This is a genomic window from Paraburkholderia sp. 22099 (assembly GCF_052045835.1).
Taxonomy (GTDB): domain Bacteria; phylum Pseudomonadota; class Gammaproteobacteria; order Burkholderiales; family Burkholderiaceae; genus Paraburkholderia; species Paraburkholderia terricola.
The window spans coordinates 1-18305 of sequence record NZ_JBQEPU010000047.1 but is presented as its reverse complement, the minus strand read 5'-3'; the positions used below and the strand labels follow the sequence as shown (position 1 = coordinate 18305).

Annotated in this window: 14 protein-coding genes; 9 read left to right on the top strand and 5 right to left on the bottom strand. The window is 59.3% G+C overall.

What is annotated here, in order from left to right:
- Positions 1 to 20: 20 nt before the first annotated feature.
- Entirely contained in the window at positions 21 to 1676 is a 1656-nt protein-coding gene (locus ACTJLC_RS29595) for a D-alanyl-D-alanine carboxypeptidase/D-alanyl-D-alanine-endopeptidase (protein WP_440846047.1), read from the bottom strand.
- 342 nt (positions 1677 to 2018) lie between these two features.
- On the opposite strand from ACTJLC_RS29595, the gene ACTJLC_RS29590 reads away from it, so the two are divergent.
- The 4 genes from ACTJLC_RS29590 (at position 2019) to ACTJLC_RS29575 (ending at position 7326) form a co-directional block, all read left to right on the top strand.
- A complete protein-coding gene (locus tag ACTJLC_RS29590; RefSeq protein WP_440846045.1) occupies positions 2019 to 4706 on the top strand; it encodes a type VI secretion system Vgr family protein in 2688 nt (895 codons plus the stop codon).
- A 32-nt stretch (positions 4707 to 4738) separates the two neighbouring features.
- Positions 4739 to 5896 (top strand): DUF2515 family protein, encoded by a 1158-nt coding sequence (locus tag ACTJLC_RS29585; RefSeq protein ID WP_073432833.1) that lies wholly within the window; start codon positions 4739 to 4741, stop codon positions 5894 to 5896.
- A gap of 106 nt (positions 5897 to 6002) precedes the next feature.
- Positions 6003 to 6848, top strand: coding sequence for a hypothetical protein (locus ACTJLC_RS29580; RefSeq protein ID WP_084561535.1), 846 nt, complete (start codon positions 6003 to 6005; stop codon positions 6846 to 6848).
- Between the two features lie 52 nt (positions 6849 to 6900).
- Entirely contained in the window at positions 6901 to 7326 is a 426-nt protein-coding gene (locus ACTJLC_RS29575) for an SRPBCC family protein (RefSeq protein ID WP_227470724.1), read from the top strand.
- Positions 7327 to 7442: 116 nt separating this feature from the next.
- Here the strand turns inward: ACTJLC_RS29575 and ACTJLC_RS29570 are convergent, their stop codons facing one another.
- The 4 genes from ACTJLC_RS29570 to ACTJLC_RS29555 form a co-directional block, all read right to left on the bottom strand.
- Positions 7443 to 7964, bottom strand: a complete 522-nt coding sequence (locus ACTJLC_RS29570; RefSeq protein WP_073432851.1) for a nuclear transport factor 2 family protein — start codon at positions 7962 to 7964, stop codon at positions 7443 to 7445.
- Positions 7965 to 8701: 737 nt separating this feature from the next.
- Complete coding sequence (locus ACTJLC_RS29565) at positions 8702 to 9010, bottom strand: hypothetical protein (protein WP_143032045.1); 309 nt, start codon at positions 9008 to 9010, stop codon at positions 8702 to 8704.
- 200 nt (positions 9011 to 9210) lie between these two features.
- Positions 9211 to 9432: a hypothetical protein gene (locus ACTJLC_RS29560; RefSeq protein ID WP_073432841.1), complete on the bottom strand. Its 222-nt coding sequence runs from the start codon at positions 9430 to 9432 to the stop codon at positions 9211 to 9213.
- 167 nt (positions 9433 to 9599) lie between these two features.
- The gene (locus ACTJLC_RS29555; protein ID WP_310126698.1) at positions 9600 to 10025 is read right to left on the bottom strand and encodes a hypothetical protein; all 426 of its coding nucleotides are present in this window, start codon (positions 10023 to 10025) and stop codon (positions 9600 to 9602) included.
- On the opposite strand from ACTJLC_RS29555, the gene ACTJLC_RS29550 reads away from it, so the two are divergent.
- Genes ACTJLC_RS29550 through ACTJLC_RS29530 form a run of 5 tightly spaced genes read left to right on the top strand, consistent with a single transcriptional unit; the run spans position 10024 to position 17657 of the window.
- Positions 10024 to 10875 carry a helix-turn-helix transcriptional regulator gene (locus tag ACTJLC_RS29550; RefSeq protein ID WP_084561536.1) on the top strand — a complete coding sequence of 284 codons (852 nt, stop codon included), beginning with the start codon at positions 10024 to 10026 and terminating at the stop codon, positions 10873 to 10875. The two genes, ACTJLC_RS29555 and ACTJLC_RS29550, sit on opposite strands and share 2 nt — an antisense overlap.
- Positions 10872 to 12329 (top strand): Wadjet anti-phage system protein JetA family protein, encoded by a 1458-nt coding sequence (locus tag ACTJLC_RS29545; protein WP_073432845.1) that lies wholly within the window; start codon positions 10872 to 10874, stop codon positions 12327 to 12329. Before ACTJLC_RS29550 ends, ACTJLC_RS29545 begins: the two co-directional genes overlap by 4 nt.
- Positions 12329 to 13024, top strand: coding sequence for a DUF4194 domain-containing protein (locus ACTJLC_RS29540; protein WP_073432847.1), 696 nt, complete (start codon positions 12329 to 12331; stop codon positions 13022 to 13024). The genes ACTJLC_RS29545 and ACTJLC_RS29540 overlap by 1 nt, the downstream gene beginning before the upstream one ends.
- Positions 13021 to 16479 (top strand): SbcC/MukB-like Walker B domain-containing protein, encoded by a 3459-nt coding sequence (locus ACTJLC_RS29535; RefSeq protein ID WP_084561537.1) that lies wholly within the window; start codon positions 13021 to 13023, stop codon positions 16477 to 16479. The genes ACTJLC_RS29540 and ACTJLC_RS29535 overlap by 4 nt, the downstream gene beginning before the upstream one ends.
- A gap of 5 nt (positions 16480 to 16484) precedes the next feature.
- On the top strand, positions 16485 to 17657 hold the full coding sequence (locus ACTJLC_RS29530) for a Wadjet anti-phage system protein JetD domain-containing protein (protein ID WP_073432849.1): 1173 nt from the start codon (positions 16485 to 16487) through the stop codon (positions 17655 to 17657).
- Positions 17658 to 18305: the final 648 nt, after the last annotated feature.

Below are 18305 nucleotides of genomic sequence, written 5' to 3'. Positions count from 1 at the left end.
GCTTTACGTTGCTTGCCCGCTCAGTATTTCGCATAGACGATGCCGAGAATCCGCGCTTCGTCGTCGAACACCTCGAGCGTGTCGGTGAGCGCGGCGACGGGGCCGGCATTGTTGACGAAGAGCGCATAGGCGAGGCGGCGTCCGCTTTTCGCGTCGATGTAGCCCGCCATGTTCATCGCGATCATCTGGCCGTTGGAGACGGTCGCGCCGCTCTTCACGAGAATATGCTGCTTGCCTTCCACATCGTTGCCGATGGCCGCGAGGGAACCGTCGACGCCGAGAATCGGCAGGGCGTTCCGATATGCCGCCTGGATCGGCCGGCGGCTCATCGTGGTCAGCAGCGTCGCCGTCGTGCGGGCCGTCGCGCGGCTGTCGGGCGTGCCGCTGCCATTGCTCGGAAAGTCGAACCCCGCACCGTCGAGGCCGAGCGTGCCCGTCAGATACTTGCGCTCGGTGGAGAGCGCGTCACCCACGGTTCTGACGCCTTGCGCAAGACCCTGATACATCAGGCTCAGGTTGGCGCCCGTGTTCAGGCTCACCTTCAGAATCAGTTTCGAGAGTTCCGAATAGGGTAGGGACGTGAAGCTCGCGACCTGTGTGGCGGCCGAGTAGGTTTGTGCCGAGGGCAAACGGGCCGACGCGTTGCGCTGCACGGCGGGCGCCGACACTGTCACGCCGGCCCGCGCCAATGCATCGATGAATGCCGTGCGGGCAAAGGAAGGCGGGTCCTCGACGCGCAGGTTGCTTACGTACAGAGGGTTGCCGACGAGCGGCGACACGTAGCCGAGAGAAATCGACGCCGGCGAGCCGAGGCCGGCCTCGCCCGACACGGTTGCCGTGCAGCCGGGCGCAGCCAGACAACTGAGCGGCCCTGCATCGAACGCGTCGCCGGATACGACGATGTCCGCCGCGCCCATTGCGCCGCCCCCGCTTTGCGCCGCCGTCGTGATGGTGGTGCCCTGCAGGGTCATCGCGCTGGTGCGTGGCCGCCAGTCGAGCGCGCCGGGCTGTCCCGCGCTCGCGCCCGGAGCCAGCGTCACGTCGATCAGATTTTCGTTGACGAGTATCGGCGAGATCAGCACGTTGCCGTTCGGCACGCGAAACGCATCGAACAGACGGTCATCGACGATGACATCGCCGCTGACGGCCGTGATGCCGGACGCTCGAACCTGCGCGGCCAGATCGTTCAGCGCGGTCAGCGGATCTTCGGGCGTCAGGATTGCGCCGTTAAAGCCGCGCGCCTCGTTGTGGTCGAAGTCGGTGAAATCGATGGTGCCGTCGGGTTTTTGCCGTCCGCCGAACGTCAGGTCGCCGGACGCTTTGAGGATCAGGTCGCCGGTCAGCTTGCCGGACGCGTCGAGTGTGCCGTTCCGGTAGACAGGCGTCTGGAAGCGATGGTCCGCGCCGAGCAGGTCGAGCGCCGTGCCCACCGAGTACAGCTTGCGCACCGAGCCCGTCAGGAACAGGGTGTCCGGTTGCAACGAGTCGAGCACCTGGCCCGTGGTCGCGTCCATGACCACCATCGACCATTGTGATTTCGCGCTCGTGTAGCGCGGTTTGTTCATGATCTGCGCGATGGGATCGACCGGAGGAGCGACCGAGAGGTCGCTGCCGCAACCGGCGACGAGCGCGCAGGCGACCACCAACGCCAGAATTGGCGGGAACTGTGCGCGCATGGGTATTCCTGTCGATCGTGATGGGGAAGCTTCAGCTTAGGATGGTGGTGGGGGAATGGAAAGCGTGGGGGGTGGGAGTGGGTGCGGTGGGGCACGGAGGGGGGCTGCGGGTTCTTCGACCAAGGTCGATTTTCGAGTGCAGCAACGTGCGTTACTCGAAAATTAGAAATAACTTAAAAATAGCGAGTTTTACACTGGCCTTATGCGTGATGCATGCTTACTCGCGAGAAATAAATGCCATTTAAAACGCAAACAATATCAACTCTATAGTCGATCCATCTGAAGTTTTGTAGAATCGCGCGATCGCGGCATGGCTTGGTCAGCTAAAAAAGACGAGGTGATATGGGCGCGCAGGACATAATCGGGGCAATCACTGGCGGACTCATCCAGAGTGATCGCCTGCTGAAGCTGGATACTGCATTGGGAAATAATGTCCTCGTGCCCCAGCGGGTTGTCGGTCATTCGCGAATCGGCCGCCATTTCGAATTCACCGTTGACGTCGTTTCCACATCAGACACTGTTGAACTCAAAACGCTGATCGCCCAGCCTGTCACGCTCTGGGTCCAGCAGACTGACAGGTCCTATCTGCCTCGGCACGGCTATGTTCACACGGCCCGCCGTCTCGGGTCGGATACCGGCCTCACGAGCTATCAGATCGGCTTTGCCTCGTGGATGCACTTTCTGCGCTTTCGCAAGGATGCGCGGATCTGGCAGGACAGGCCGGCCGATGAAATCCTGACTGATGTATTCAACATGCACCCGCAGGCACAGGGGGCGTTCCGGTTTGCGTTGAGCAGGCCCCTGCCTCCGCGTTCGTTCTGCGTGCAATACGAGGACGACTGGAATTTCGTCCACCGGCTGATGGAAAGCGAAGGCCTGTTCGGCTACTTCGACCATGCCGGCGACGGCAAATCACATACCCTTGTCGTCACAGACAACCTCGATACATTCGAGCCGCTTTCGCCCCGGACCGTCGGGTTCTATCGCGCGGGCACGAATAGCGAAACCGATGCACTGGTTCAATGGTCGGGCACACGAACACTTCAAAGCACAACACTCACGACCCGCACGTTTGATTACAAGGCACCGGCTTCGTCAGCCAACCCGAAAGGCACAAACATCCCGACGCTTCCCACGCAGGGAAACCTGCCCCAGCAAGCCGAGGTCTATGAGTACACGGGCGCTTACACCTACGGTAGCCAGGACCGGGGCGATACCCTTTCAAAAATCCGCATGGAAGAGTGGGAATCGCGGGCGAAGCGTTTTTACGGTTCCGGCGGTGTGCGAGGTACGGATGCCGGTCGCTGGTTTGAACTGGATGACCACCCCGATCACGCCACGGATAGCGGGCAGAACCGGCAATTCGCCGTTATCGAGGCGGCATGGTTCATTGAAAACAACCTGCCGGTGTCCAGTCGGGCCGCCGATTTCCCGCACAGCCTGAAGGGCGACCTTGCGACGGTCAGAGCGAGTCACGCCTCTGAAGAGTCATTGAAGGTCAGACACGCCGATGGCAGCGAAGGCTTCTTCCTCGTTGAAATCGAGGCGCAACGCAAGATCGTGCCGTACCGTAGTCCGTTCGACCATCACAAGCCGAAGATGCACTTGCAGTCGGCAATTGTCGTCGGTCCGGCTAACGAAGAGGTCTATACCGACCAGCTCAATCGCATCAAGGTGCGCTTTCACTGGGACCGGCTCAATGACGGCGACGAAAAAGCATCCTGCTGGGTGCGGGTTGCCATGTCCGATACGGGTGGCGGATACGGCGGCGTGCATGTGCCACGTATCGGCGAAGAAGTGTTGATCAGCTGGGTTGACGGCGATTGCGACAGGCCGTTGGTCACGGGCCGCGTCTACAACGGCGCGACACAACCGCACTGGCATTCCAACGGGCTGCTCTCTGGCTACAGGTCGAAGGAATATCAGGGCAGCGGCTACAACCAGATGGTGATGGATGACTCCACAGGTCAGAACCGCGTTCATCTATATTCGACGAGCACCAATGCACATTTGCATCTGGGTTACCTGATCGACCAGAGCGGAAACTCACGTGGACCATACCTCGGCAGCGGCTTCGATCTGAAGTCCGACGCTTACGGTGCAGTGCGTGCCGGTCAGGGTCTGTATGTCACGACCTATCCGGCAACCAGCCAGCCGCTCGATGCACGGCAAACCACCTCGCAACTGGTGAATGCCGAAAGCGTGCTGGAATCGATGTCCGACGCCAGCACCACGCACCAGGCGGAAAGTCTCAGGGACGGCTACGACTCGCTGAAGTCTTTCACCGACGCGACACGGAACAACGTGTCGGGTTCATCGTCAGGCGGGAACACCGCAGGCGGTGGAACAGGAAGCGCAAATGCGTTCGGAGAACCGCTCATGCTGTTCGGCAGCCCTTCGGGCATCGCCCTGTCCACGCAGCAGTCCGTGCACATCGCCAGCGATGCACAGACCAACCTCGTGAGCGGACAGAGTACGCACATTGCAACCGGCAAGTCGCTAGTTGCAAGCGTTGCGGAAAAGCTCAGCTTGTTCGTGCAGAACGGTGGGATGAAGCTGTTTGCGGCTAAGGGCAAGGTCGAAGTGCAGGCGCACTCGGACAACATTGAGATTACTGCGCAGAAGACGTTGAAAATTTTGTCGTCGACCGAGCGGATCGAAATTGCGTCGGCAACGGGCATCCTGTTGACGAGCGGTGGCGGCTATATCCGCCTCAAGGACGGCAACATCGAGATTCATTCCCCCGGTGTGGTCGACATCAAGGGGGCCGCGCACATGTTTGCGGGTCCGGCGCAGATGCGCACCAACCTGGGCGCGTTCAAACAATCAGACGGCCCGTACGACGAGAAGTTTGTGTTCAAGGATGAGCTCGGGCGTCCCATGCCCAGCATGGCCCATCTGCATCGAAATGCGCAGCGATCAGTTGGAGAACGTCACCGATCAGGACGGCGCGGTTTCGCGCATGTTCACGAGCAATCCGGAGAAGATCTCCGCGTTTCTGCATTTTCCCAATATCACGAGCGGTACTGACTCGCTCAGCTAAACGGTGCAAGAGGGGATTCATGGCTAATGATTCGGTCGTCAACGACGGCGAAGGTACGGCCTATCTGAAGGGCAGGCAGGTTGGCCAGGGCACCACCAATCAGATGCCGGACTCATGCGTCGATTGCACGATAAAGTGCGAGGATCTCTGGTCTGTCGCGCAAATGAAAAACATCAGCTTCGAAGCGGAGAGTGGCCGTTTCATCGAAGACGCAATGCGTCGCGCGAAGCGCACCGCCGGTAACTATGCGCAACTTTTCCTCGCCGACGAAGGCACGGACAAGGCAGGACGTTTCTACTGGCCCGGTCTCGCCGCGTTTGCCGCGAAAGAGGTCGTGGCGGGGATGGATCTTGCGATGCAGTTCATGTCGGTGCAGAAACCTCAGGCGGCGCTCGGTATGGCGCGCGATTCGGCACGCGTGACGTTCTACTATCTTGCGAAGGGCAATCTCTGGGTCTTTCTCGAAGTGACCACGTGGCACCTCTTCTACCGGGACTACGGCAAGGAACTGTTCGAACACTGCAAGGAAAAGCGCGACGTCGGCACATATGATCCGGCGGTCAAGAAAATTATTCAGGGCCTGCCTTGGGCGAGCGGCCCGAACAACGGATTGATCGAAGCGCTGCGCAAGAAAATCGTCGTTTTCGGCGCGGCCGAAATCATGGACGGATCGGCGCTCACAGAAATGAATCAATGCAAGCTTACCCCGTATCTGAACAATGGCTTTGGCCTGCTGGCGCAATATGAAGCATCGAGTGCCAAGGGCCGGCCCCCGCTTGCCCGCTCCGCAGCATGGCAATTTCTGCTACACGAGCAGACGCTTCATTTGCAGAAGATGGTGTACGACCACAAGGAGTTCCGCGATGCCATCGATATGAACGATTTCGGTCGGTTGCCCGTGTTACGTTCGTTGTCGGGAGCGAAGGACCCCACGGTATTTTTCAATGCCTCGGCAGACGTTACGCCAAGCATCGAAGAAACGGAATTGAAGCCGTATGGCCTGCAAACGGATGACATCAAGGTGACAATGGACACTGGCAAGCTTTATGACACGACCGACCGGATGGGCTACGTCACGAAGATCCTGAACAAATACCATTACCTGATGACGTCACCGCGATATCGACCGTACATGATCGAGCAGATTCGAACAATCGGCGGGTGGAAGGATGCTTAAGCGACGGATCGCGACGATAGCCGCATGCGCCGTTATTGCATTGGGTTCGACCCACACGTGGTCTGCAAAAGGCGAAGCAACGAACGTTCAGCAAGGAAAACATGTGATGCAGGCAAACCTCTCCTTCGGATTAGGCGAGAACAGCGACGAGATCATGCGCAAGTCCGCCGTGCAGATCAGGAAATCAACGGTGTCCACGGCTTTGATGTACGACGCGAGCCGTATCGCGACTGGCGTCGAACCGGTCTTTGAGTTCAAGGATGACCGGTATGGCGTGCTCTTTCCGCAGGCAACTAGCATCGAATTCATGTCGGACTCGGAGGAAGGCGCGCGCGTGCGCAATATCGAGGTGACCTTCAAGGTTCCTGCACCACCGCACGACATCAAGGATCAGGCGGCGCTGAGTGCGTACGACGACGCGATCTATCGCTATGTCATGGATGTCATCGCGCGTATCAACCGGGCCGGCTGGAAGCGCTTCATCGCAGCGGATTCGCCGCGGCTCAGCGGACTGGACACGTATGTTTTCGACGCACCCGTGAGCGGCCAGAAATATTCCCCGCCGCCTGGCATCGACTATGCGGACCCGACCTACCCGCTGACGCTCGAGCAATGGACACATCTAAGGGCAGGAGGCACGGTCATTTGGAGCTGGCACGTCGACAATATGTTTATCGATCTGCAATATACGAAAGACTTCCGTGCGGCAGACGCGCCACTGGTGGTTGGCGATCAGCTGAGCGCAACGATCAGGACCGACGAAACGTGGCTCGACGCGTTCGGCAAGGATGGCGATGTCACGCCCGACGCCTTGCGTGCTCGCTACCGCAGTGCGCTACCGGAAATGCTGGCGACCCGCAGAAAGGCGGAGACGATGGCACGTGCTCAGGGCGCCACGATTCTCGATCATTGGAATGAGGCCGTTATCTCCGGCGTTCCTGTTCACCAATGACCGGCGATCCGTTACCCGATATTGCCCGATGGTAAGCCGATTGATTTTTCGCATGCCTGCAACATCGGCAGAGGTATTTGAGGCGTTCCACAATCACGACACGCGTCTGCGCTGGGACACCTTGCTGAAGCAGGCAACGCTGGACGGTGGCCATCGTTATCCGCACGTTGGCGCCGTTTCTATCAACGTCGGACGTGGATGGAGGGGGGTGTTCTGTTTGCGTACGCGTTTTATTGCCTACGATCCACCACAACTCGCCGCGGCGACGATCGACCAACCTGTAGGCATTTTCAATGAGTGGAGTGCGTCGATACGCCATCGCGATCGCGACGACGGTACATCGGATCTCATTTACACCTTTAAACTGGGCTTACGCCCGCGATGGTTCCATCGGCTTTGCGTGGACGCAGTGACTGCGATCTTCGAGGAAGAAACACGACGACGTTTCGAGTCGCTAGCCGCCTTTCTCCGGCAATAGGTCTCATCTCTTGATGAGCCTATCGGATTTTTGAATTGGTCGCGAAATGCTCACGGGTCGCAGGCGGCGGTGTTCATGTCGATGAGGCTCCTGCATGTTTGCGAGCGTGGGTTTTTTCAGAGACCTAGATCGCTGAGTCCGGGGTGATCGTCCGGCCGGCGTCCGAGCGGCCAGAAAAACTTGCGGTCGCTCTCCCTGATCGGCAGATCGTTGATGCACGCATAGCGGTGATGCATGAGTCCATCGGCGCCGAACTCCCAGTTCTCGTTGCCGTACGAGCGATACCAGTTCTGCGCGTCGTCGTGCCATTCGTAGGCGAAGCGCACCGCGATGCGCTCGCCGCCATACGCCCACAATTCCTTGATGAGCCGATAGTCGAGTTCGCGTTGCCACTTGCGCGTCGAGAGGGCGACGATCGCCGGGCGCCCCGTTGCGAATTCGGCGCGGTTGCGCCATACGCTGTCCACGCTGTAGGCGAGCGACACTGTCTCGGGATTGCGCGAGTTCCAGCCATCGTCGGCGAGACGCACTTTTTCAATGGCGGTTTCGAGCGAAAACGGCGGAAAGGGCGGAAAGGGCGGTCGCGCCGCGTTGACGCGCCTGTCGACGCTGATCGAATGCCGGACGCTGCTCGTCATGCAGCCGGGGCGCTCGCTGTCCGAGAACGGCAAGGAGTTTCTCAAGTTCCTGCGGGTGTAACTGCAGCAGGAAAGCGCGCAGATAGAAGCCGTTGTGGATCTGCGGCACGATGGGCAGCCGGGACAACCTGCGCGGTCGGGCAAGGCGAAAGCGGAAGAATGCGCCAGGGCGTCGGCCGTTCGCTGACGCTCACGCCGCGTTTCAGCGTGAAGGAGTGCTTCGGAGCTAAAACAAAAACGTCTGAAGCCTTTGCCGGCTGCATTTTGTGGCCAATAGTCCCACCAAATTCACAAGAACTCAGCGTTCACAAATTGGCTCTTTTTAAAGTTGCAAGGAGTCATTGGAGCAAAGTTGTGAATCTTGAATCAGCTCCGCGCACTGCTGGAGCAAATCTGTGAATTTGAAAGAACGCCACGACTGGGACACGCGAATCCGTGAACGAGATGTAGCGGAGCAGTGGCAGTTGGCCCACACGGCTTATCGAACGATGCGTCTACTAGCGCGTCAAAGCTGTTTCGCGCGCCGGCCACCGGATCGGCATTGCCGTCGTTCGCCGTCGGTCTGGTAGCGCATTGTGCTGCCTACGGCCACCGCCTCCCGCCAACTGAACCCCGCTGCCGCTCATGTTGCTACGCATTCGTCATGCACTTAACCAATCACCCCTCCAGGCGACTTGTAATCACAGAAGAGGAATAGGCTTGCCGAGCATGGCGAACCCTTTGGACAAGATCGATCCCTAGGTGTCGGCAAGCGTCGTGATGAATCCCGAGGTCGGCCGCAGATCAACCGTCCCGGACTGAGGCCCGAACCTGAAGTTGCGGTGCAGCTTGATGACCTGCACGCACCGGCACAGCAAGCGGTCGAAGACATCCCGTGCCTTCGGCAGCGGGACGATATCCGCTTCGCGCACCGAATCCATCGCCGTCGTCATTTTCTCCATCAAGGGAATCTGGGAGAAATGGCTGCCGCCTCGTTGAAGAAGCGCGTGTGGCCGCGCGGATTGGTCGACTCGAAACTCTGCAAGCCCCTGTCGGGAATCGCTCATGGGTCTCGCAGTACCGGATGGAGACGCGGGGGACTGTCTATGACAGGCGCAATGTCTGGGCACATACCACCGGCGTACTGCAGCGTGACGCATCGATCGTGGCACCGCAAATCCAAATGATGTGCCCGGGCGTAGTCTGCCAGCGAGGTCTGAATCTGATTGAGCAGGTGCGCAGGGCCCTGGTAGTCGGAATACGTGAATCAGGCAGCTTCACTGAAGCGGGCGATTAGGTCGACATCAAACCCGTTGCGCGAGTCGTCAATCGGCTTCGTCAACGCTCCAGGTTGCCGGGACCCGTGCGGATGAATCTGGGTCAGCGTCTCCGCGAATTCTTCGCGCGCCGAGAGAAACTCTGCGGTGCTCTCATATGACGCCGTCAATGCGTCGAGCTGCGTCGTGGTCGGCGTCCGATGTTCTGCCATCGCATCGACCAGTGCGAAGAAACAAACGTGTGGACGCGTTGGACGATAGGCTGTGCCGGCGCCGGGTACTCACTTGCGGGTAACACACGGTCGCACTGGTGATCGATGGGATGCGTTTTCCCGCGACGATGTTGCGTCCCCTCGTACGTCTTCCCGTACGATGTCCGTCAGAAAGACCCGCTGCTCAGGCACGGTATCGTGCGCGACAGCGGCGACGCGGCCGCGCGAACTGCTTCGCCGCATCCTTGCAGCGCGTGACGGTCGAACTCGTCGGTCCCGATGCGCTCATTGCCGATGCGATCCTCACGATTTGAGCGGGCGTCTTGCAACGCCTGATCTCGCGCGCCGCGTTCGTGTTGGGACTTCGCAGAAGCAACCGAGAAGAATGGGCGTCGAGTTGAAGCGGCGACCGTGTAGGCGTGGCGTCGGCTGATCGAGCGCATCGACTCCCTCAGCCGTTTCGCCCGCGCCCCAACGGACGCCGGCCCATTGTCATTTGCTTTGCTTCCTGCCTCCGCCGGTAACTTGCGAATACTCATGCAAAAAAGTGTATGATGCAATTTCTTGTATGGTGAAGTTGGTGCGCTATTCATGGAATCTCCATTTGAAAGGATTGATGCGCTGCGCTTGCTTCTGCTGTGGGAAGGCGAACTAAGCCGTTCCCGCTTGAAGCACCTCTTTTATCTCGGGGAGACGCGCGCGAGTCAGTGGGTGCGGGAGTTTCGCGACACATATCCGCAATGGGTCGACTGGGATACGAGAGCGCGCCGTTATCGCGCCACCTTCGCGGCGTACCGGGAGACGGAGCGGGAAATGGCATCACCGGGCGTGCGAGCGGCATTGCTCACTCGCTACTTGGCGTTGACTGGGTTAACGCTTGACGATCCAGGCAGGCGTGACGACGGCATTGCCTGGGCAACCTATCCGGAGCTATCCGCACCTCAACCGAGAGTATTTGCGGTGCTGCATTCCGCGATCGAATCGCGTCGCGTCGTCGAAATTACGTATTCGTCCATGCGCAACCCGCAGCCTCACGAGCGCGTGATTGCGCCACACGGATTGATTCGCGCGGGCCGCAGATGGCATGTCCGGGCGTGGTGTGAAAACACATGTACATTTCGGGATTTTGCGCTCGGCCGGATTGCACGGGCTCAGACTCTAGAACGAGGTGCGACGCATGACGGCGACGCAGACCACGCTTGGTGCACGGTGGTACCGGTCCGTTTGATTGGGCATCCTGCCTTGTCCGACGCGCAGGCATTGCTGATTCGAAACGAGTATTTCGGTGGCGCATCTAGTCGCGTGGACTATTGCAGGGGGTGTCTGGTGCCGTACTACCTGCAGGATCTCAGGGTTGCCGTGGACGTGCGCTGGGAGAGCGCACCCGAGTATCAACTTGCGGTCGATAACCTCGACCAGGTGCAACCTTGGCTATTCCCATGAGCACTGTCAATCTCGACATGCTGGCCGGTGCCGCAGCCTCGCTGCTCTTTCAGCGATTGCCGGACCGTCTCTTTGCCCCGCTTGCAGCTACCAACCGGCAGCGGTATTGGACGCTGCTATGCCTATTGCATAGGAAGCGGTTCGGGCCCGACGCTCCGCTTCCGCCCATGGACGGGTTCGCCGCCCGGGAGATCACGGCGGACATCGAGGAGGCGCTTGCGGAGATGGACGATTGGCGCGACGACGAGGGTGCAGCGCCCGTCACGGATCTGAACATCCGCGCAAACATGGTGCTGCAGAGTCTGGTCGACGCGGGATGGCTCAAGGTAGGCCGACAGGCATTCGAAAAGCGCTTGCTGATGGCGCCAGCCGTCAGTCACTTCCTTTCTCAACTGGTCGCTTTTGCAGAAGCCGGGCCGGTGTTCGTGGCGGGCAAGATTCGCACGGTGGAATTGCATTTGAAGCAGGCCATCGAGAGCGGGGAGGGGTCTTCTCTGATGGAGGCCGCGGAAACCACTCGCAATCTGCTCGAGCATGTTCGCAACACGGGTACAAGCATTCGCGACTTGATGGATCGTCTGGGCACCGATGTGCCGACTCGCGAGTATGTCCGGATGTTTTTCAGCGAGTACATCGAGGAAGTCTTCATCGGTGATTACCGGCAACTGCGTACGCAGGACCACCCGCTCGCCCGACGTAGCCAGATACTCGCCCAGGTCGATGCGATGTGTATTAACGAGTCATGTCGCGACGCATTGATAGCGTGGTACCAGACCCGCCGTGCCGAGGGCAATGTGCTACGCGCCACGCGGATGTTCGAACGTGACGTGGATCGTATTCATGAGCTATCGCGGATCGACGAATATCTGGATCGCCTCGACGACGAGATTCGGCGCGCAAACAAACGGGCTCTCGTCTATCTTGACTATCGCATTCGCTCGCTGCGTCCGCTGGACGAGGTCATCCAGACCACGATCCAGCAGATCACGCAGAGTTCCGCCGACAGCCACCGAACCGCCTTGGCGCCTGGGTATCTCATTTCACCTACGGCGCTTGCCGAACCTCGTCGTCCTATTGTTCGTGCTCCGGCGGACGCTTTACGCACGCGCTCGCCCAGCTACGCGGATCTCGCCCGCGCCGAGCTACTAGTACGCGCCCGAAACGCGCGCACGATGACTGCCCCGAAATTGGCGGCATGGGTGCTCACGTGGTTTGATGGTTCGGACCACCTGGAAAGCGAGGATATTCCCATCGAGAGCATCGAGGCGCTGCGTGCCTGGCAGACGCTCTCGGCGCTGGCCTTGCCGATGAGTTCGAACTCTCGACATCTCTACGCAATGGCGACCTCCATGGCACGCGGCTTCCGAGTAACGTTCAGCGATGCCGAAGAGCGAGCGCACGAATATATCGGTGGCCAACCGTTCTCTGTCATTCGAAATAGGAGAAAAGTCTGATGGCGTTCTGGGATGACATTGCGGCTGGCTCGCGCGGAATGTATGCGGTATCCGATTTCGAGAGCGCAGCGTACCGTCTTGTTGCAGAGCAGGTTTTGTATCACTCGGACATGCGCGCACGGTCTGACTACAACCTGGTGGAGCGCTACGAGCGCGACTTTGGGCGTGCGCTGGAAATCGTGGGCGTCAATGTCGAAGTCAACCGGCAACTCCGATATGCGTGCGCGGTACCGCGCAACGGCCGGAGCACGGTCGCAACAACCAACCAGACGCTGCTTGCCCTGGTTCTGCGGGCTATCTACGATGACGCGGCCCGGCGCGGTGATCTGACGGATGACGGTGAAGTCGTCTGCGATATCGTCGAGCTTGCTCAGCGATACACCCTTATGACTCAACGCGAGCTTCCCGCGAAAGGCGAGTTCGATGCGACAGTCAAGGTGTTGCAGCGATGGGGTATTGCACGGCATCTGGCAGACCCGGAACACGACGGAGGCCCAATGGGTACCGTCATTCATCCGGGCGCGTTGGCGATTCGGCCCGCCATCGTGCAGTTGCTCGGGGAGACCGCGCTGGCGCGGCTTGGATCATGGTCTAAACCATCGGGCGACACGGCTCGATGGGCAGAAGCCTCCGTAGTGGACCACGAAGATGATATTGCCGTTGGTGACGCCGATGACGAGGGAATCGAAGAATGACTATTTCACTACATGCTGTTCATGTCGTGCAATTTTTCATGTTCGATGCGAAGACCGTTGAAATAGCCGACATCTCAGGTATCTTCGGACCGAACGGCAGTGGTAAAAGCTCGCTGGTGGACGCGGTGCAGATCGCCATGTTGGGAGCAAACCAGCGTCTCGCGGCATTGAACGCGCAAGCCGACGAAAGCAACAAGACGACGCGGTCCATTCGGAGCTATTGCCTCGGCCAATACGGAGAAACGGCTGAGCAGCGGGTACGCGATCATGCGACGACATACATCACGCTCGTATGGCGGGACGACGAGGCGCGCACGTCGGTATCGATGGGCGTGTGCATCTATGCGTCGAGCGACACGGAAGAGCACGAGGTTCGGGGCCTTTATCTCGTGCCGGGAATCGAACTGAGCTTGGGTGACCATTTGTCGCTGGAAGGAGGCGAGCGGCGCCCCCGAGACTGGAAGACATTCCGGGCGGATCTCATTCGACGCGCGAAGGCCGCCAGCGACGACGAGGTTCTGTATTCCACCTCGAAGAGCTATGTTCGCGCTGTGCTTACGCGTTTGCGCGGCGATGGTGGTATCCCCGACCACGAGGCATTTCAGCGCGCCTTCCGGTTTGCGCTGCGCATGCGTTTTGATAAACCTGTCGATCAGATCGTTCGGGACGAAGTTCTAGAGGCGCGTCCGACCAATATCAAGCGATTTCGTGAGATCACCGATACCTTTCTCAAGCTGAAAGTCTTGGTGGAGAAGGTTTCCGCACAAATCGATGCTGGCGCGCAGGTTCTCGGACATCTCGACAAGGCGGCGGAACAGGGACGGCATGCTCAGACATGGCAGGTCCTTCGGCAGGATGCGGAGACCGAGCAGGCACAGGATGTTGCAAACCAGGCCAGAACGGAGGCGCGCGAGGCGCACAATGCGCTCGAAATCCTGCGGGAAGGGCTCGCCGAACAGCAGCGCGCGGTTGAGGAAGCGGTGAGGGCGCGATTGGCGGCGGTCGAGCATCGAGACGGACACACCGCACATCAGCACCATGGCGTGCTGCAAAGTGCCGTTCGGACGAACGAGATAGCCTCTCGAGAACGCCTCAGTTACCTCTCGGGTTTGCTCGCTGAAGTCGCGAAGGTCCTCCGGAACGCATCGCTGTCCGTGCATCTCGAATCGCTTGCCCCCGCACTTCAGCGCGAATGTGACGCACTCGTCAGTACGAGCGGCCAGATCAAACTGGGCATGGACATTGAGTCGATTGCCGCACGTTTGAAATCGGCGCTGCAGGTTACACATGCCGCATGGGATGCACTGATTCAGAGCGGGCGCAACTTGTCCGCCGAGATCGACGAACTTAATAGCCTGAAGTCTGGGCTGGAAGCAGACCTTGAGCGTGCGAAAGAAGGGCATGTCCAACTCTCCGACAAGGTTCGTCGACTGCGCTCGGAACTCCGCGAACATGGCATCGACTCCACCCCCGTTTGTGATGTCATCAGGGTCACGGATCCAGATTGGGAACGGGTGGTGGAATCGTATCTTGGTCTGTCCAATCTGGAGGCGCTCATTGTCGAAGAGCGGTATGAGAAAAAGGCGTTCGAACTGTATCGCCGCATGTCGGGACGCGGCGCAATATACGGTGCGAAGATCGTCATGTCGAGCCGTTTCTCGGCGCCGAAGCCCGCGGGAGAAGGCACCGTCGGTAAGCTAATCGAGGGTGATCTGCCGGTCGCGGTAGCGTTCGTTCGCAATCTGTTCCGGGACATTCAGTGCGTGAGTACGAGCGACGAAGCACTGGGAGGCGGACGCACGCTCACGACCGACGGCATGCTCACAGGCAAGGGAACGATGGAACGGCTTGCCCCGCTTCAGGAGCGTCGGCTGAGCGTTCGTGGCGAGGAGCAGAAGGCAGGAATCGAACTGGCCTTGCGCGAGTGCCGTGCTGATCTTACCCGCAAGACAGGCGAGCGGTCATCGCTCGATGCGGTCGAGCGTATGCTGCGAGAGATTCCACCCGAATCCCGCGCCATCAAGGACATCCGGGATTGTTACGCCAGTGCCATGGAGTCACAGACCCGGGCAGACGAATATGCCGCACAGTTGCACGAGCTGTCGGACGAAGAATATCTGGCGCTCTGCGAGCGCGTCAGGCAGTGGGAAACTGAGGAAGGGAGGTTGCGCAATACCCAGACGGAATTGTTGCGTAAGGAGGGCGCCGCAGGGCTGAACGTTGAGCATCTCGAGCTGGCGGCGAAGAGGGCTGAGGCCGCCGTGGACGAACTCAGGGTCAAGCTCAATCAAGCTCGCAAGAGTCCATTGTTCGACAGTGTATACGCGGACGAGCAATGGGACCGCTTACTGGACAAATTTCCGCCGGGCGACTATGCACGGATGATGGACGATTGCAGGAATCGAGCGAGGAACCTCGAAGCTCGCCAGCAAACCGAGATAAATCGTGGTATGGCGTTGCTTGGAACGTTTCTCACCGACTATCGTGAGCAGTTAGACGAGCGTACTGGGGGAGACTGGCAACTCGCTCGCGAGTGGGTGAAGACTCGCGTCGACCATTTGTGTGGCACCCAATTGGTTGAACATCAAGCGCAAATGGAGGAAGCGTATCGCGCGTCACAGGAAACCTTCCGCACCGACGTCGCCGTGGCGCTGGCAAACAATCTGGCATGGCTGGAAGACACGATCGACCGCCTCAACAGTGTCCTGAAGACCTGTCCCGTGTTCTCCAATGGCGAGCGCTATCAGTTCGTCCGGGTCCCTCGTTCGGAAAACGAGAAGCTGCTCAAGTTCATCAAGGATATCGCAGCGTATGGGCCAGATGACACGCTGTTGGGCAGTGCTGGCGAGATTCCAGAGCAGTTCAAGACACTGCTCGAGGAGAAGTCCACGCTTGGAGCGGGCAGTGCGCGCACGGCGCTTGATGACTATCGCGAATTCTTTATGTTCGATATCGAGATTCAGCGAGAAGATCGCGAAACACGAAAGACGAAGACGATTGGGCACTTGAGCAAGCGAATCGGTCCGGGTTCGGGCGGAGAGCATCGAGCACCGCTCTACGTGATCGCTGGAGCGGCGCTCGCGTCTGCATACCGTCTGAGTCGCGTTCACCGCGATGGCATCAGGCTTATTCTGCTCGACGAAGCGTTTCATCGGATGGATCAGACGAACATTACGGCGACCATGCGTTACTTTGAAGACCTCGGCCTGCAGGTGTTCCTCGCCAGCCCGGGGGAGAATCTCGGCATTCTGACCGCGTTCCTGCACCGGTACTACGACATCGTGCGCGATCCGGAAAACAACGTCGTGATGCTGACCGGCCACAATGTCGACGAGGAGGCGCGTCAACTGATGCGCTCGGACCAACTCGAGTTTCACCCTGAATTGCTGGAAGTCGAGATCGCGCGGATTCGAGCCGAGCGTTTGGTGGCTGCGTCGCCAACTTCAGCGGAATAACGAATATGGACGCCCTAGCGACTACGCTGTTAACGAAACTGCTCGCCATTGGCGAGAAGGTGTCGGCAGGTCGGCGTATCCGAGCAGCCTCCCTGACTGCCAGTGCGCTCAAACGTTACTCCGAAAGCCGTAATTTGCTCGAGCGCGAATCCTTCGAGGCAGCTGTGCGTGCGGCGGAAGATGCTGGAGCGGTTGAGCTTGAATACGAAAAAGGCCTGGGAAGCGACCGTGCCATTGTTCGAATCACCTTGCTGCAGGTCGATGCTTTAGCAACCTTCCTAGGCCAGCCGACGCGGCGTTCGACCACCGCTCGGGCGCGTGCATCGCTTGCGGATTGGTTCGAGATTTTTCCCGTCCTCGAGTCGATTCTTTTGCGATGGGAAAGCCTGTACAAGGTTCGCGGAATCGGGTCGGAGAGGGCGATGGATTGGGCTGATGCCGCCGCGGTGATCGTCCATATGAAACAAGACGCACGTGTGTGCGAAGAAGATCTTCCCATACGCGAGGTGAGCGCAAAACTGTTTCTCGACAGCAAGCGGATCGAGCAGCTAACGGCCCCGCTCGATGTGCTGCTATCGGGTGATATCGACGCCGAGCCGCGGGTCGCGTCGGATGTCTGGGCGGAGTTAGGGTTGCGGCGAGAGGACCAGCCCGTTCGTCTTGCGGGGGCGGTTGTGGTGCGGCGTCAGCGGGTGACTGCGTTGCTCGACACACCGTATGGCGCCTTTTCTGCTCCGACCGTCTTGGGTATCGATGGCACGCCGGCGTTCGTGCTGACTATCGAGAATCAGACGACGTTCCACAGCGAGGCGAAGCGCCGGGCTGACGATAATGTGCTGCTCATTTACACTGCGGGCATGCCGTCGCCCGCCTGGCGTGCGATGTACGAGCGACTGCTCGCTGGTTTGCCATTTGGTACGCCGATACTGCACTGGGGGGACGTAGACGAGGGTGGATTCCGGATTGCGGCGAACGTCGCTGAAGCCGCCCGACGCGTTGGACATGTGTTGCAGCCTTACAGAATGAATCCGGCAGACGTTCCGGACGACCGGCGGCGCGCAGCTACCAGCGGTCAGGCGGAACGCATGCGGGCGTTCGCGGCCAAAGCTGGTTGGGCTGAGCTGGCAGTTGTGCTTGCCGAGTCGGAATTCACCGCGGAGCAAGAGGTTCTAGATTGAGAGCCAACTTGGCGGGCAGGTATTTTCCAATCCTGACAGGAGCTTGCACCGGTGGTGCAGGGCTCAGGGGTGCTGCATCTCTGTCGGGAAGCGAGAGTTGTCCACCGCCACATCCCTTTGGGAGCACGGCTTTATTTGTGGTTTGCTCGGGAGTCGTCGCCTTCGCGAGATATAGCCCGTCACATGGCCGCGAGGGTCCGGCACCCTCGGTCATCGCGATTTCGATGGCAAATCACACATTTATGCTCCCGCTCACTCCTCACCCGTAGATAAACTTGGCCGCATTCACGTTTTTGCTCCGAAGCACAGCGCTCGGGAGCAAATCTGTGAGCTTCGAATGGGCCAGAACGGTCGTGTAGCAAACTTATGAATGCGCGATTCAAGGGCGCAAATTTGTGAATATCAAAGGAAAACCTGCCCGCATTCATACGTTAGCTCCGGAGCACTGAAGGGTTTCTCGTACGCTTCGTGTATGGCATGGGTCTGCGGCGCGCGGAACTTGCGGCGGGCGCACATTTGAACCTGGCTGGAACACGACATTTCTTATATGGTCGCCTCCCATTTGCAAGGTAATTGTTCGTAGCGAGAAGGGTGGTTGCGGACTTATATCCGGACTCGATTGCGGAACGTACCCGCCGGCCCCGATGG

Bases quoted from the DNA above. Each gene is read 5' to 3' on its own strand.
- ACTJLC_RS29530 (WP_073432849.1), top strand. From the start codon at position 16,485: ATGGACGCCCTAGCGACTACGCTGTTAACGAAACTGCTCGCCATTGGC.
- ACTJLC_RS29570 (WP_073432851.1), bottom strand. From the start codon at position 7,964: ATGACGAGCAGCGTCCGGCATTCGATCAGCGTCGACAGGCGCGTCAAC.
- ACTJLC_RS29565 (WP_143032045.1), bottom strand. From the start codon at position 9,010: ATGAGCGATTCCCGACAGGGGCTTGCAGAGTTTCGAGTCGACCAATCC.
- ACTJLC_RS29580 (WP_084561535.1), top strand. From the start codon at position 6,003: ATGCAGGCAAACCTCTCCTTCGGATTAGGCGAGAACAGCGACGAGATC.
- ACTJLC_RS29550 (WP_084561536.1), top strand. From the start codon at position 10,024: ATGGAATCTCCATTTGAAAGGATTGATGCGCTGCGCTTGCTTCTGCTG.
- ACTJLC_RS29575 (WP_227470724.1), top strand. From the start codon at position 6,901: ATGCCTGCAACATCGGCAGAGGTATTTGAGGCGTTCCACAATCACGAC.
- ACTJLC_RS29535 (WP_084561537.1), top strand. From the start codon at position 13,021: ATGACTATTTCACTACATGCTGTTCATGTCGTGCAATTTTTCATGTTC.
- ACTJLC_RS29585 (WP_073432833.1), top strand. From the start codon at position 4,739: ATGGCTAATGATTCGGTCGTCAACGACGGCGAAGGTACGGCCTATCTG.
- ACTJLC_RS29555 (WP_310126698.1), bottom strand. From the start codon at position 10,025: ATGAATAGCGCACCAACTTCACCATACAAGAAATTGCATCATACACTT.
- ACTJLC_RS29540 (WP_073432847.1), top strand. From the start codon at position 12,329: ATGGCGTTCTGGGATGACATTGCGGCTGGCTCGCGCGGAATGTATGCG.
- ACTJLC_RS29595 (WP_440846047.1), bottom strand. From the start codon at position 1,676: ATGCGCGCACAGTTCCCGCCAATTCTGGCGTTGGTGGTCGCCTGCGCG.
- ACTJLC_RS29590 (WP_440846045.1), top strand. From the start codon at position 2,019: ATGGGCGCGCAGGACATAATCGGGGCAATCACTGGCGGACTCATCCAG.
- ACTJLC_RS29545 (WP_073432845.1), top strand. From the start codon at position 10,872: ATGAGCACTGTCAATCTCGACATGCTGGCCGGTGCCGCAGCCTCGCTG.
- ACTJLC_RS29560 (WP_073432841.1), bottom strand. From the start codon at position 9,432: ATGGCAGAACATCGGACGCCGACCACGACGCAGCTCGACGCATTGACG.